Origin of the sequence: Nostoc sp. C110 (assembly GCF_043099725.1) — a bacterium.
Taxonomy (GTDB): Bacteria; Cyanobacteriota; Cyanobacteriia; order Cyanobacteriales; family Nostocaceae; genus Nostoc; species Nostoc muscorum_A.
This window is the reverse complement of sequence record NZ_CP171148.1, coordinates 422501-436357: the sequence shown is the minus strand read 5'-3', so window position 1 is coordinate 436357 and position 13857 is coordinate 422501. Positions and strand designations below refer to the sequence as shown.

Here is a 13857-nt window from a genome sequence, read left to right as displayed (position 1 = left end):
TAACTATTTTTGAGCAGAAGCAACGGGAGTGGGCACACCAAGAATCTTGGCAAATCGTTCTAAATAGAAGCTTGTAGGATTTTCCACAGCCCGAATTGACTCGCGATCGCGCAGGGTATTCCACCATTTCTGCAACCGAGGGGTTTCTGTTGGTAAGGTGAAATTGCGGAAGTGTTCTAGAAGGGGCAAGCGTTCAAACCAAGGATAGAAGCTAATATCAACTAAACTCAGCTGCTCCCCTAACCAGTAAGGGCCATTACCAGAAAGCTTACCTAGTCCTTCTTGCTCAATGTACAATAACGCTTCCAAAAACTCTCTTTGTCCTTGTCCCTGTTCTTGAGCATCTTTACCACGGAGAAATTTGTTAAAGGCGGGTACAAAGCGAGTGTTGGCATAATCGATCCAGATCCGAGCGATCGCTTTAGCACCTGGATCACTGGGTAATAAAGGTGGTTCTGGAAAGACTTCATCAAGATATTCGTTGATAATGGCAGACTCATAAATTTCGATATCCCCATGTTTAATCGCAGGGACTTTGCCGTAGCGCGAAATCTGTGTATAGCCATCTGGTTTGTTTTGTAAGTCAATTTCAGTGCTGCTAAAGTCAATTCCTTTTTCTAGTAAAACCACACGGGTTCTTTGGGAAAAGGTGGAGGCTTTGGCAAAGTAAAGTTGTATGTTGCTCATAAAATACTTTCCTTGTAAATGCGTAGACGCGCAGTACTACTAAATACCAACTATTGGGGACGCAAAAGTGCAATCGCATATTGGATATTATACTACGGTTTGTCGGTCGAATTAAAGTACAAACTTCCGGGGTTATTCCACAGTCTTTACAAAAATACAAGTTCTAACAATTGGAGACAACTTGGCAAAAGTGACCAAAGGCAAGTATCGATATTATTGATAACCACTGCTAAAGTTGATACAGCACACAACTATGATGTTATGAGTGCAAAATTTAAATCTGTAGAAACTGCAATCACAATTAGGTCAGTAAATCAGGATTTTCAAATCAATATTATGGAGCCAATTCAGCCACAACAGCGCCGCGTCGCCGATCAAGTGTTTCAGCAATCCCTCGATCAGTTGGAGGATATCTTACAAGAAATTGAAACTGAGGAAGAAGAAATTCCCCACCTCCCCCAACTGCATACAACTAATCTCAGTGAAGTCGAAGTCGATCAAGATTTGATCGCTATTGATTTAGCGGCCCTTGAGGACGCAGTTGCTGATATTGAACAATATCTTGAAGAAAAGACAAAAACCCAAGAAAAGTTATGAGTTTTACATTCCTGTACAGAACCGATTAATCGCGTCTCTGACTCATTTGCCGCCTAGCTTCGTACAACATTAAAGCGGCTGCGATCGCTACATTCAAAGATTCTACCCCAGGACTCAAAGGAATTCTGACTTGTTGATCTGCGATCGCTGCTAAATCTGCCGACAATCCAGCCCCCTCATTTCCCAGTAAAATTAGACTGGGTTTGCGCCAGTCCACATCCCAATAAGTTAAAGTCGCACTGGGTAAGGTTGCCACTACCTGCATCCCTGCTTGCTGACTTTGTTGAACTGTTGCTTTTAAATCTTCGGTTACGGCCGTTGCTAGGCGAAACCATTGTCCTGCGGAAGCCCGGAGAACTTTTGGGCTGTCTAAATCGACACTATCTCCACTTACCCACAAACCTGATGCTCCCACCGCCGCCGCAGTGCGAATCATCGTACCCAGGTTTCCCGGATCTTGTACTGTTTCTAAAGCTAGAACTAAACCAGTCAATGGTAGTTGAGTTTGGCTATCCCTTCGTTTTGCCGTTGCTACCACACCATCCGGTTGGACTGTAGTAGCGATCGCATTTAATACTTCCTCGCTGACAATCTCGCTGCGATCGCTTTTACTACAAGCTTCTTCCCAGAGTGATGAGTGGGCTACTTGCCAATCTGGAGTACAACACACTGTTTCTAGTGGGTAATTTACCGCACAAGCCTCTTCCAACAGGTGCGTCCCTTCCAGTAAAAATAACTGCTGCTTGTGCCGCTCCTTGGTGGAGTGGAGTTTGCGAATTTGCTTAACTAAGGAATTTTGTAAACTGGTCAACATTTTTTAGTTGTGAGTGCTGAGTAGTGAGTGCTGAGTTTTTCCTTCTCAGCACTCGCTACTCGGCACTCAGCACTGGTTATGCGGAACCCGGGACTTGAACCCGGAAGCCTTGCGGCACTAGAACCTGAATCTAGCGCGTCTGCCAATTCCGCCAGTTCCGCTGGCACTTGTCTTTATCGACAATTTCCTATTATTGCGTTATGTTTTACCTTTGTCAAGTGAAAACTTAATGCCTCCTTTAAGAGGCTCAGACTGGAAACGAATTTTTCAGGGGATTAGGTCGAATCAAAATATTAACTGAACAGTAGAGCATTGATTTTTAGAGAATACTTAAGTCATTTTACTGAGTATTTATTTTTGCTTAAAACTACTACTTATTCATTCTTTTTTATTAAATTTTTTAAAAGCTCAAAATAATTGCTATTGCTTGCTTTGAGCCATTATTTTTCACCAAAAAACAATTTTTTTATGCAATATGCTGTTCTAAAATGTGGACAATTTGAATCTTTACTGTAGAATCAAAACCAACTTCAAACATATAAAATACGTATTACTTTTGGAGGTAGGCTTATCAATCCTTCTACCAGCTTACCAGATGCCAAAATTGCTCCAGAAGCAGACTCCTCAGTCTTGCAAATTTGGGGTGGGCATCCTTTGCGAGGTCATGTGAAAATTAGCGGGGCAAAAAATGCAGCACTGGTAATCATGGCTGGAGCCTTGCTGTGTCCGGGCGATTGTCGTATCCGCAACGTCCCCTTATTAGCGGACGTAGACCGGATGGGTCAGGTGTTATCAGCTTTGGGTGTAAGCTTAACGCGCCAAGGCGATATTTTAGACATCAACGCCAGCGAAATTAAAACATCAAAAGCTCCCTACGAACTAGTTACCCAGCTAAGAGCGAGTTTTTTTGCCATTGGTGCCATTCTTGCAAGATTGGGAGTAGCACAGATGCCTTTACCAGGCGGTTGTGCTATTGGGGCAAGACCAGTTGACTTGCATGTTCGGGGACTGCAAGCAATGGGGGCTGAGGTGCAGATTGAGCATGGCATTTGTAATGCCTACGTCCCTGGCAGCAGCCGGAGATTAAAAGGTGCGAAGATTTACCTAGATATCGCCAGCGTTGGAGCGACGGAAAACTTGATGATGGCGGCTACCCTGGCAGAGGGCGAAACCATCATCGAAAATGCTGCCAGAGAACCGGAAGTAGTTGATTTAGCTAACTTCTGTAACGCGATGGGAGCGAAGATTAAAGGGGCGGGTACTAGCAGGATTATTGTTGAAGGAGTCCCCAAGCTACATTCTGTTGATTACAGTATCATTCCCGATCGCATTGAGGCCGGAACATTTTTGCTGGCAGCAGCAATTACCCGTTCCGAACTTCTTCTTTCGCCAGTGGCTCCAGAACATCTTATACCAGTGATTGCCAAGCTACGGGATATTGGGGTGACGATAATTGAGGACAAGCCTGAACACTTACGCATTCTGCCGGCGGAAACTCTCAAGGCAACGGATATTGAAACTCAATACCATCCGGGTTTCCCTACAGATATGCAAGCGCCGTTCATGTCTTTGCTGACATTGGCCGAAGGCGACAGCGTGATTAACGAATCCGTCTTTGAAAATCGCTTGCGTCATGCCTCAGAGTTGAATCGCTTGGGGGCAGACATTCGTGTTAAAGGCAACGCTGCTTTCGTTCGGGGAGTGCCAAAATTGTCTGGCGCACCAGTATTAGGCACAGACCTACGAGCATCAGCAGCGCTAGTCATAGCAGGACTGGCAGCAGAAGGAAAAACGACCATTCAAGGATTACAACACCTTGATCGCGGCTATGATCGGCTCGATATGAAGTTGCAGCAATTGGGAGCTAAAATCCTTCGTGTGGGCGAAACATCAGCAGATGCCGAAATCGCTCCCAGTATCAGCCTTTCAAGTTGAAATTGATAGGTTGAATAAGAGGAATTGCGGCAGGGGGCGGGGGACAAGGGGAAAGACTTGTTGCAAGTTCTCCCCCTGCTCTCCCTGCCCACCCTGGTTAACAAATTTCGCGGAATTCCCCATCCGTCTTACGGTGGGCATAGATTGCGAGTGAGGTGACGATTCTACCCCTGAACAAATTGATATGAGCAGATATCAACCGTCATGGAGTGGATGAGGAAAAGAACTCTCTTCCATTAGAATAGAGATATCTTGACCATCAATGCCATAAGCGAAAACCAAGCTAATAGGTATATGTTGCAAGGAAAAGTATGGGTCTTGGGAACCAGGACTCCTGCCCTTGGAGGGAATGTAAGACCAATAGAACTACGCAGTTTTGGAGGCAGTTCCCGTTGAATTGGGAAGCCCCATCCGCATAAGCGGTGGGGTAGTTCACATCGTTATACTAACTGTAGGTGACTGGTTTAAATGAACAGCCAGATTCCATAGTTGTGTTTTTTATAGCTTGCTGCACTATGTCTTTCTTCAAAACCCCTCTGATTGGTTTAAAAGCTGACTCATTTCGTCATCCATTAGACCTGGAAGCTACTAAAACGCTCAAGCAAATACCAGGCATAGATATGTTGGTGCGAAATTGGCTTGGGCCAATGGCAGAGCAGGTTTTCTATGTAGAAAATATTGCTTCCAGCATTCTGGTGGGTGAAAAACAACTACCTGATTTATACAAGCTGTTGTTAGATGCTTGTGAAATTCTGGATATCGAGCCTCCCCAGTTATACGTCCGGCAACATCCGGCTCCCAACGCTTATACTTTTGCTGTGCGCGGTAAGCAGCCCTTTGTGGTGATACACACATCCCTAATTGATATCCTCACACCAGAGGAAATACAGGCAGTAATTGCCCACGAGTTGGGGCATCTCAAGTGTGACCATAGCGTTTACTTGACCCCAGTAAATTTACTAATATTAGCTGCGGCAATTGTGCCCAATGTCGGAACCTTTGTTGCTCAAGCGATACAGGCACAACTTTTAGAATGGGTACGCTGTGCTGAGTTTACCTGCGATCGCGCCGCATTACTAGCAACCCAAGATCCCAAAGTTGTCATGTCAGTGTTGATGAAGCTGGCAGGTGGTTCCCCAACTTTAGCGCCACAACTGAATCTCGATGCCTTTGTTGCCCAAGCCCGCGCTTATGATGACATTAGCAAGACCGAATTAGGCGAAATGGTCAAAACCGCTCGCACAGCCCAATTAACCCATCCAGTGCCCGTGTTGCGGGCGCGAGAAATTGACCGTTGGGCAAGCAGCACAGAATATCAATCTTTAATCCAAACTCATGGATTGAAGTCAACAAGTAATGAAGTTGCACCCAAAGGCGGCTGGCGAAACTGGTAGAGTTACTAATGATGCGATCGCACTGTGATGTAAAATACTGGTACAGCCCAAAAATCAGCTAATGACCAGGTTCCCTTACGACCAATTCGCCAAAGACTATCTTAAAGAATTGTTATAGCCATTTAGCAGAAGTTAAAGAAGAAGGAATCCACGAAGGAATTCAAGCAGAACGTCGTAATGTTATAGAAAATTTGTTGCGAGTTCGCTTTGGTTCTTTAGATGCAGAACTAAGAGGAGTTACTGAAGCTTTATTGGCATTATCACCAGAAGATTTTACTCCTTTATTACTGCAACTATCTAGGGAACAATTATTAGATAGGTTCCTTTAAAAGAACTCAGTTGCTAAATAAATCGTTCAATGAAAAATCGGATTAAAAAACATCCTATTGGTTAACCCACAGCCGCTACCATGACAGTTGTATCCAATGACCATCGCTTTCAACCCATAAATCTCTTTGAGTACGAAAAGCTAGCAAAAGAGCATCTGTCTCAAATGACCCTTGATTACTATAGCAGTGGTGCTTGGGACGAAATCACATTACGAGATAATTGTGCTGCCTTTGAGCGAGTCAAGTTAAAACCTCGGATATTAGTCGATGTTAGCGATCGCAATCTCACTACCTCTATTTTAGGACAACCCCTGCAACTACCTATATTAATTGCGCCAATGGCCTTTCAATGTCTAGCCCATCCAGACGGAGAAGTGGCCACAGCCCTAGCTGCCGCATCAGCTGGTGTGGGAATGGTATTAAGTACAATGGCCACAAAGAGCATTGAAGAAGTAGCAACTGCGTGTGATAAATTTCCAGATTCTCTGCGATGGTTCCAACTTTACATCCATAAAGACAAGGGATTAACTCGTGCTTTGGTAGAAAAAGCCTATAAAGCAGGCTACAAAGCACTTTGTCTGACTGTAGATGCACCAGTTCTTGGACAACGCGAAAGAGATAAACGTAACGAATTCGCCTTACCCACAGACTTACATCTGGCTAATCTCGCCACCATCTCAGGGCTAGATATTTCCCATGAAAAAGGCGAATCTGGGTTATTTACCTATTTTGCCCAACAGCTAAACCCAGCAGTAACTTGGGATGATTTGGAATGGTTGCAATCTTTATCTCCACTACCTTTAGTTATCAAAGGAGTTTTACGGGGAGATGATGCTGTGCGGGCTGTAGAATATGGAGCAAAAGCAATTGTTGTTTCCAATCATGGTGGCAGACAACTCGATGGTGCGATCGCTTCAATAGAAGCCCTAGTTGAAATCGTAGCAGCAGTGGATGGTAAAATAGAAGTACTGCTGGATGGAGGCATTCGCAGGGGCACAGACATTCTCAAAGCTCTGGCATTAGGAGCAAAAGCGGTACTAGTCGGACGACCTATTTTGTGGGGACTAGCAGTAGCAGGAGAAGTCGGTGTATCTCACGTCATCTCACTGCTACAAGATGAGCTCAATGTAGGGATGGCACTTAGCGGCTGTGCAAAACTAGATGATATTAACCCTAGTTTATTAGTCTTGCCACGCTTTTAAGCCTTATATTATGGTTATTAGAGCTATTATCCTAGAAAAAGTTTGAGAATTAATTTTCAAACTTGTTACAAAATCCCTCAAATAGAGTACAATAGTTAAGTTAGATGTAACGGGCGGGTGGCGGAATTGGTAGACGCACCACACTCAAAATGTGGCGGCCTTGCGGTCATAGGAGTTCGATTCTCCTCCTGCCCACTATTAAACAAGTAAATAGAATAGAGAGGTTAAAAGTTCATGCGCCTGAAAAGATGGGAATCTCCCCGTAAAGAAGGTAGGAATGACAAAGGTAGAGGTGGCTCTGCAAGAAAGCGGCAACTCAAAAAGCAACGCCAAATGTTACTTCAAAAACTCAAAGAAGCTAACAAGCCAGACAATAACAAAAATAATCGAACAGGGGAAGATAAGCTTATCTTCCCTTTATTTTTTGGGCTTTTATCTCTTAAGCACATAATTACGTATCAAATTCGGCAGACTGAGTGTCTGGTATTTCGTTTTTCTATGTAAACTAACTTACGTAAAAAATACTACCTAGTAATAAAGTTTCTACTAGGAATTTATCATAATTGTAATGCTTGCATGAACCAATCAAAAATTAATTATGAAGAAAGTATGAATTTTGTCAAGCAGCATCTAAAACCCCTAGCTTAAAACAGTAAGCTAGGACACAACACCAAATACTTATAATATTACCGATTAAGCTAAAAGCATACTAAAAAAGCAATTGCACCTCCATGTGTTAACTTCCAACGATGACACAAGCCTATAAAAAGTCAGGAGTCATCCAATCCGAATTATTCAATATTCGGAATGGTCTAAGCAATCTATGGATTTTTTTTCTTGGACATAGGAGTTATTGATGGTGGCAAGAGTGCTTCTACCTACTAAAAAAGTGCTTGATTTCCCTATTACTGCTTTACGTTTTGACGAGCAGATACAAACAATACTGAAGTGGGCGGGTAAGCGTGAGAGTAAAACTGTATACGTAGCTAATGTACACATGCTCATTGAAGCTCATTGGCATCCACAGTTTGCGACAGTATTACGAAATGCAGATATAGTTACTCCTGACGGTATGCCTCTTGTATGGATGATGCGAAAAATGGGGGCTATTTACCAAGACCGTGTGGCAGGGATGGATATTTTTTTAGCATTGTGTCAGCGAACTCAAACACAAAATCTCAGTATTTTCTTTTTAGGTTCCCAAACAGAAATTCTTTCTAGGATGCGAAAAAGGTTAGAGCAGGAATTTCCCCAAATGAAGATTGCGGCGATGGAACCTCTACCCTTTCGTCCCCTGACTGAAACTGAAGACGAAGCCTTAGTTCGAAAGATTAATTCTAGTGGTGCTAGCGCTGTCCTAGTATCTCTAGGATGTCCTAAGCAAGAAAATTGGATAGCTCAACATAAAGGTAAGATACAAGCTGTAATGATTGGACTGGGTGGAGTTTTCCCAGTTTATGCAGGAATTCACAAGCGGGCACCCCGCATAGTTAGAGACTTAGGACTTGAATGGCTGTATCGATGGATTCAAGAACCACGCCGACTTTGCGGTCGCTATGCTAAGACCATTCCACTATTTATATGGCTGGCTACCAAGCAACTACTATCATCAAGTCGGATTGCAGCAGTTTTTCTTCACGAGACTGGGGATTAAGGAAAAGGAAATAAGGCAAGATTGACTGGCGTGGAAAGAAATAATCTAGATACCCCTAGCTTTTATATTCAACGCTAGGTGTCTCAATGGTAAGCAGGAACTAGATGATAAGCCGTTCATAATCAAGTGAAGCAGATTTTGGATGCAAAGAGAATCGCGATCGCAATTCCTTTACCCTTTAAGTGAGTTCGACGATACAGCCAAGCATCAATTCAAGGGTTCACCCCAAAGCCATGAAAGAGTCTAAGTGTAAGCATTCCGACCAATCAATGTCCTGCCGTAAAAATCCTTTATCTGAAATAAACTATTAAAGTACTTGACACAAACCCAGGATTAACTGCTATATTAACTAGAGTAAAGTCGTTGGGGCGTAGCCAAGTGGTAAGGCAGCGGGTTTTGGTCCCGCCATCCCTAGGTTCGAATCCTAGCGCCCCAGTACATCTAAAGACAGGTTGTTAAGCCTGTCTTTTAGAGTTTTTATTCAATTAGCTAGAAATTCAACTTAATTTATCTGATTATGTAGAGCTTACTTATCAGGGGATTTGAGAGCTTGGTCTAGAGTTTGCCGAGCCTGTTCTGCTTTAGATCGTGCTTCTTGATAACGTACATTAGCTTGGGCAAAATTTTTGAGGACTTTAAAACCTTCCTTGAGTCGAGTAATTTCCTCTTCAGTCACCGAATCGTCAGTGAACAGAACATCAACCGCTTTGCGAATTTCTAACGCTTCAGCTCGTGACTCCTGAACTTTCAGCTTGAGTGTGGCCAGGTTACTTAAAACCTGGACAGCTTGTGTAATAGTATCCTCACCGCTAGCAGTGTCAATAGTTGACTCTTTAACCTCAATTAATTGTTGAGGGCCAAATCCTTCTTCCAGTTCCGTGGGTAGCTTACCTGCATCCATCAGTTCCATCAGCTGATCCATTGCTTTATCACGGGCTTTGGCTGAATCTTTTCCAGAAACAGTAAGGATAATTTCTGGACTTTGAGCGAGAGTATATTGAACCATATTTGAGCAGAAAATTTGCTGATTAACCAAGCTGAGGGAAACAATTATAACATGTTGTGTGTCAGGTCATTTGTTGGTTTGTTATTTCACTGCCGGGTTGCTAAATTGATGTAATTTCATACTTTATTGTTACCCCTGTTAAGTCGATCAAAATAAAACTTTATACTTAATAAAACGGGAATAAGTTTCAACAGGAGGGGAGAGCAATGGCTCCCAATCCCACCATCATGCAAGCTGTCGAAAAACTGGGCTACCGTGTCACCGTTGGTGATGTGGCAACCCAGGCAGGATTGAACGTCGCTGAAGCTAATCAAAGCTTGTTAGCCCTAGCATCTGATGCTGGAGGACATTTGCAGGTAGCGGATTCAGGTGATATAGTTTTCCTTTTTCCACAAAACTTTCGAGCAATTTTGCGTAATAAATACTTCCGGCTACGATTGCAGGAATGGTGGAAAAAAGTCTGGAGTGTTCTGTTTTACCTGATTCGGATTTCTTTTGGAATTTTCTTAACTGTTTCCATCGCCCTGATAACTGTTACCATCTTCATAATTATTACTGCTGCCAATTCCGATCGCGACGGCGACAATCGGGGCAGTAATTCCGGCGGTGGGGGTTTCTTTTATTTTCCAAATTTCTTCTGGTATCTTAGCCCAAATTATGACACCTACTACCAGGAACGGCGACGTGAAACCAGAGAAGAAAGCAATCTGAATTTCTTTGAAGCTGTCTTTTCGTTTTTGTTTGGTGATGGAAATCCTAACGCCAATTTAGACGAACGTCGCTGGCAAGAAATTGCTACGGTGATTCGGAGCAATCGTGGCGCAGTAGTAGCAGAACAAATTGCCCCATACTTGGATGATATAGGCGAGGGATATACAAGAGAGTACGAAGATTACATGCTGCCCGTTCTGACGCGATTTAATGGACAACCGGCGGTAAGTCCAGAAGGGCAAATTGTTTATTACTTCCCAGAGTTACAGGTGAGTGCAGTTAAAAAGCGCCGTCATTCAATATCATCTTACTTGGAGGAATTGCCTTGGCGTTTTAGTGCTGCAAGTTCAGGGCAAATTATGTTGAGTGCAGGGTTGGGGGCACTAAATTTAGTTGGTGCTTTAGTACTGGGAAGTTTGTTGAGAGATGGTACTGTTGCTGCCCAATTAGGTGGACTGGTAGCTTTTGTGCAAGGAATTTATTGGCTGCTATTGGCTTATGGAGCAGGTTTCTTAGGCATACCGTTATTGCGTTATTTCTGGATTCGGTGGCGTAATCGCAAAATAGGCGATCGCAATCGCGATCGCCTTTCCCGATCGAGGCTATTGGCAAGTCCTGATGCACCTTTGCAACAAAAAATCGACTATGCTCAACAATTTGCCCAAGAAAAAGTCATTAGCAAGGAAGATTTAGTGTATTCTAGCGAAACTGACTTACTTGACCAGGAAGTTGAGCGTTCTGCACAAATTGACGCTGAATGGCAACGGCGCTTGGAACGTGGGAGTGGGGAATAGGAAGCAAAGGGGCAGAAGAAGCAAAGGGGCAGAGGGGCAGAGGAAGCAGGGGAAGCAGGGGAAGCAGGGGAGGTAGGGGGAGCAGGGGGAGAAAATTCGTAACTCCTAACTCTTCACGGGCTAAACGCCCCGCTATCGCTAACGGAACTGTTTTGCCCCATGCCCCAATTACTTCGCCTGAATTGGTGTTAGGGCTACACCTTGATAATAATGTCCCAAAATTTGCAGGTGGTTTACTCCTTGCCGAGCCAGATTGTACGCCCCCCACTGACTCATACCTAAAGCATGACCGTAGCCAAGCCCTTGGAGTACAAAACTACCATCTGCTCCCTTAGTAACGGTAAAGCGAGTACTTTTGAGCTTGAGGGCTGTTCGCACTTCCTCGCCCTGTAGCACCTTCGTACCCTTGTTACCAACAATTTTCAAGACTTTAACACTGCGAAAAGGCGAGTATGTCTCTGGAATCATCGCCGTCGCACTGCCAACTTCAGGAAATTTAGCGCTAATCTCACTGGGCGAGAAGCTTTTCACCCAATTACACTCGCGGATATTTTGATCGTAGTCTTGAACAGCACGCAGGTAGGGTAAGGTATTTCCCCAAACATCTTCTACATTTTCGGTGTGTCCCCCAGAACAAGCATGGAAGACTGAGAGAATAATCCGGTTTTTGTAAGTTAATACCTGCCCTAGTGTGGAATCCACTGCGGCATAAGTAGCGGGAGCTTCACTGATGACACCTTTGTAAATTTGCCAACGATCTGGGGTATTGCCTAAATCGTAAACGGGATTATTCCGTTGTTTTTCACGTTCGTAGAGAGCGTAGGTGCGAGCTGCGATCGCTTGGGCTTTTAAAGCTTCTTGGGGCCAGCTAGCATCCATTTCGCCACCAAGAACGCTGTAGAGATATTCTTGGTCATCAACCCAATTAACAGCCGTTAAGCCTTTTTCTGTGGGGACAACTAGAGTTCTACCCCGATACCAGCGATCGCCAATATAAACAAATCCTTTACCTGTTGGCTCAATCCAAAATAAACCAGACTGCCACTTATCTAAAGCAACTCCGCCAGGAATGGCTTGGGCATAATATGCACTCATCGCTGGTAACTGTCCGAGAGTTCGTCCGGTACTATCCTTGACGATCCCAGTGGTAGAACTGCCCACTTTTACCTGATTAACGCCCCTCTCAATTGCCACGCGCAGAATTACAGACGCTTGGGCTGGGGCAACCAAAGCAATCCATAAGAGGACACTCACCCACCAATGACGTACTTTAATCTGGGAAAATAAAAAGCCTAAGTAAAGTTGGAATTTCATGCTGGTCATCTAATCACACTAGTATCTAATTGACGCTCTGGATTATCACGTCTACTACTTTAAGATGAGACACTTCTCCAACGCAGGAGGTTGCCACCTCCTACTCATTATGCATTTTGCTTTAGCTATCAGCTAGAAATCAGGAGAAGAAGCCAGAAGGCAGTGAGACAATTCCTCTTTTCTATCTATTTCCAATACCCAATTTCCAATTCACAATGCTTCTTCAGTCTAAGATGCCAATACCTTTTGAGAATTACTCACTTCATTAGCGATAATTCCAATTAAATTCAACTGACTCAAAATTTCTGTAGCTTGAGTCAGTTCAGTTCGGGTTACTTTGCCCATGCGCTCTACCATCACAATAGCATTGCAAAAAGATGCCACAATCCTGGCATCAACCGTACCTAAAATAGGTGGAGCATCTATCAGTACTAAGTCGTAACTTTGCTCAAATAACTCTATTAGTTCTTTCATTCGTTGAGAACTGAGCAACTTCACCGTGTCTTCTGGTTCCGGTCCAGCAGTCAAAATATCAATGGAAGGATGAATAGGCTGGATATAATTTTGAAAATCAGTAGTTGTCTCATCAACTAATAACAAAGATAGTCCCCAATCATTAGATAGTCCCAGGATTTTATGCAAGCTAGGATTGTGCAAATTAGCATCAATAACTAATACCCGTCGGTGCATCCGGGTAGCGCTAGCTACAAGCCCTAATACCAAGGTTGTCTTCCCTTCCCCTGGTAGTGCTGAAGTAAACATCAGCGACTTGAAAGGTAAGGGATATTTTAATATTTGAATATTTTGGTAGATCATATCCAGGTTCTCATGGACAGGCAATCTAGTAGTAGCTTCTATTACAGAGTCATTTGATCTGCGCCGCCCCTTCCAAGGCAGTCCCAACCACCGTTTTTTCGCACTATGCGACGGCAATTTTGGCACTGATCCGAGTATACGTAGATTCGTCAGTTTCTTCAAATCTCCCGCACAATAAATAGCGTCATTAAACTTTTCTAAAATCAAGGCTGCTAAAATACCTAAAATCGGTCCAATCAGAGTTCCTCCAACCAAAAGGAATAATCTGTTATTCCCCATATAAGTCCCTAGAGCAGGTTCTGTTAAAACTTGCCAATTATATCCTTCCTGAGCAATTTTTAGCCCTAAAGACTGTTGTACTTGAAGGAGTTGTTCAAGGGTTTTATGACTAGTTTCTACCTTTGGCAGTAAACGATTGTACTCGGCTATTAAGCTTGGGTACTTGTTTAATTCAGAACGGAGCCGCTGTTCTGACTCAGCTAGATTCTTTTCATTGGCAGTTAGTCCTAAAACAGTTGTTTGCACCAGAATAAACTCATCTATTAGCGTTGGATCAACCCCTACTATTTGCCCTTTTGAAAGCGGTTCTCCCTTAGTGCTATTA

The 13857-nt window shown here is 43.6% G+C and carries 13 protein-coding genes and 3 tRNA genes (1 of these 16 running past the window's edge); 10 read left to right on the top strand and 6 right to left on the bottom strand.

Features of this window, described 5'->3' with window-relative positions; genetic code table 11:
* Positions 1–3: 3 nt before the first annotated feature.
* The gene (locus ACFFRD_RS07710) at positions 4–687 is read right to left on the bottom strand and encodes a glutathione S-transferase family protein (RefSeq protein WP_392481024.1); all 684 of its coding nucleotides are present in this window, start codon (positions 685–687) and stop codon (positions 4–6) included.
* An 18-nt stretch (positions 688–705) separates the two neighbouring features.
* Here ACFFRD_RS07710 and ACFFRD_RS07705 point away from each other — a divergent pair, with 18 nt between their 5' ends.
* On the top strand, positions 706–1284 hold the full coding sequence (locus tag ACFFRD_RS07705; RefSeq protein ID WP_392481023.1) for a hypothetical protein: 579 nt from the start codon (positions 706–708) through the stop codon (positions 1282–1284).
* Between the two features lie 25 nt (positions 1285–1309).
* Here ACFFRD_RS07705 and ACFFRD_RS07700 read toward each other — a convergent pair whose 3' ends face one another.
* Both ACFFRD_RS07700 and ACFFRD_RS07695 read right to left on the bottom strand, forming a co-directional pair.
* Positions 1310–2098, bottom strand: a complete 789-nt coding sequence (locus tag ACFFRD_RS07700) for a TrmH family RNA methyltransferase (protein WP_392481022.1) — start codon at positions 2096–2098, stop codon at positions 1310–1312.
* 79 nt (positions 2099–2177) lie between these two features.
* Positions 2178–2259, bottom strand: a tRNA-Leu gene (locus tag ACFFRD_RS07695).
* Between the two features lie 409 nt (positions 2260–2668).
* Between ACFFRD_RS07695 and murA the strand changes: the two genes are divergently transcribed.
* The 8 genes from murA (at position 2669) to ACFFRD_RS07655 (ending at position 9048) form a co-directional block, all read left to right on the top strand.
* Positions 2669–4033, top strand: a complete 1365-nt coding sequence (gene murA, locus ACFFRD_RS07690) for a UDP-N-acetylglucosamine 1-carboxyvinyltransferase (RefSeq protein WP_392483030.1) — start codon at positions 2669–2671, stop codon at positions 4031–4033.
* A 515-nt stretch (positions 4034–4548) separates the two neighbouring features.
* Positions 4549–5427, top strand: coding sequence for a M48 family metallopeptidase (locus ACFFRD_RS07685; RefSeq protein WP_322645355.1), 879 nt, complete (start codon positions 4549–4551; stop codon positions 5425–5427).
* Positions 5428–5618: 191 nt separating this feature from the next.
* On the top strand, positions 5619–5756 hold the full coding sequence (locus ACFFRD_RS07680) for a hypothetical protein (protein WP_392481020.1): 138 nt from the start codon (positions 5619–5621) through the stop codon (positions 5754–5756).
* An 80-nt stretch (positions 5757–5836) separates the two neighbouring features.
* Entirely contained in the window at positions 5837–6958 is a 1122-nt protein-coding gene (locus ACFFRD_RS07675; RefSeq protein WP_392481018.1) for an alpha-hydroxy acid oxidase, read from the top strand.
* Positions 6959–7069: 111 nt separating this feature from the next.
* Positions 7070–7153 (top strand) — tRNA-Leu (locus tag ACFFRD_RS07670).
* A 39-nt stretch (positions 7154–7192) separates the two neighbouring features.
* Entirely contained in the window at positions 7193–7462 is a 270-nt protein-coding gene (locus ACFFRD_RS07665; protein ID WP_245246164.1) for a hypothetical protein, read from the top strand.
* A 352-nt stretch (positions 7463–7814) separates the two neighbouring features.
* Positions 7815–8612, top strand: a complete 798-nt coding sequence (locus ACFFRD_RS07660) for a WecB/TagA/CpsF family glycosyltransferase (RefSeq protein ID WP_163926595.1) — start codon at positions 7815–7817, stop codon at positions 8610–8612.
* Positions 8613–8976: 364 nt separating this feature from the next.
* Positions 8977–9048: transfer RNA gene (locus ACFFRD_RS07655), tRNA-Gln, on the top strand.
* 90 nt (positions 9049–9138) lie between these two features.
* On the opposite strand, the gene ACFFRD_RS07650 is transcribed toward ACFFRD_RS07655, so the two are convergent.
* Complete coding sequence (locus ACFFRD_RS07650; RefSeq protein ID WP_012411525.1) at positions 9139–9618, bottom strand: hypothetical protein; 480 nt, start codon at positions 9616–9618, stop codon at positions 9139–9141.
* 206 nt (positions 9619–9824) lie between these two features.
* On the opposite strand from ACFFRD_RS07650, the gene ACFFRD_RS07645 reads away from it, so the two are divergent.
* A complete protein-coding gene (locus ACFFRD_RS07645) occupies positions 9825–11123 on the top strand; it encodes a hypothetical protein (RefSeq protein WP_114084507.1) in 1299 nt (432 codons plus the stop codon).
* A gap of 168 nt (positions 11124–11291) precedes the next feature.
* Here ACFFRD_RS07645 and ACFFRD_RS07640 read toward each other — a convergent pair whose 3' ends face one another.
* Complete coding sequence (locus ACFFRD_RS07640; protein WP_114084547.1) at positions 11292–12437, bottom strand: SpoIID/LytB domain-containing protein; 1146 nt, start codon at positions 12435–12437, stop codon at positions 11292–11294.
* A 228-nt stretch (positions 12438–12665) separates the two neighbouring features.
* Positions 12666–13857, bottom strand: the 3' portion of a protein-coding gene (locus ACFFRD_RS07635) for a GumC family protein (protein ID WP_392481016.1). Its footprint extends 1025 nt past the window's final position; only the last 1192 of its 2217 coding nucleotides appear in the window; its start codon lies off the right edge, out of view — the gene reads right to left on this strand; its stop codon occupies positions 12666–12668.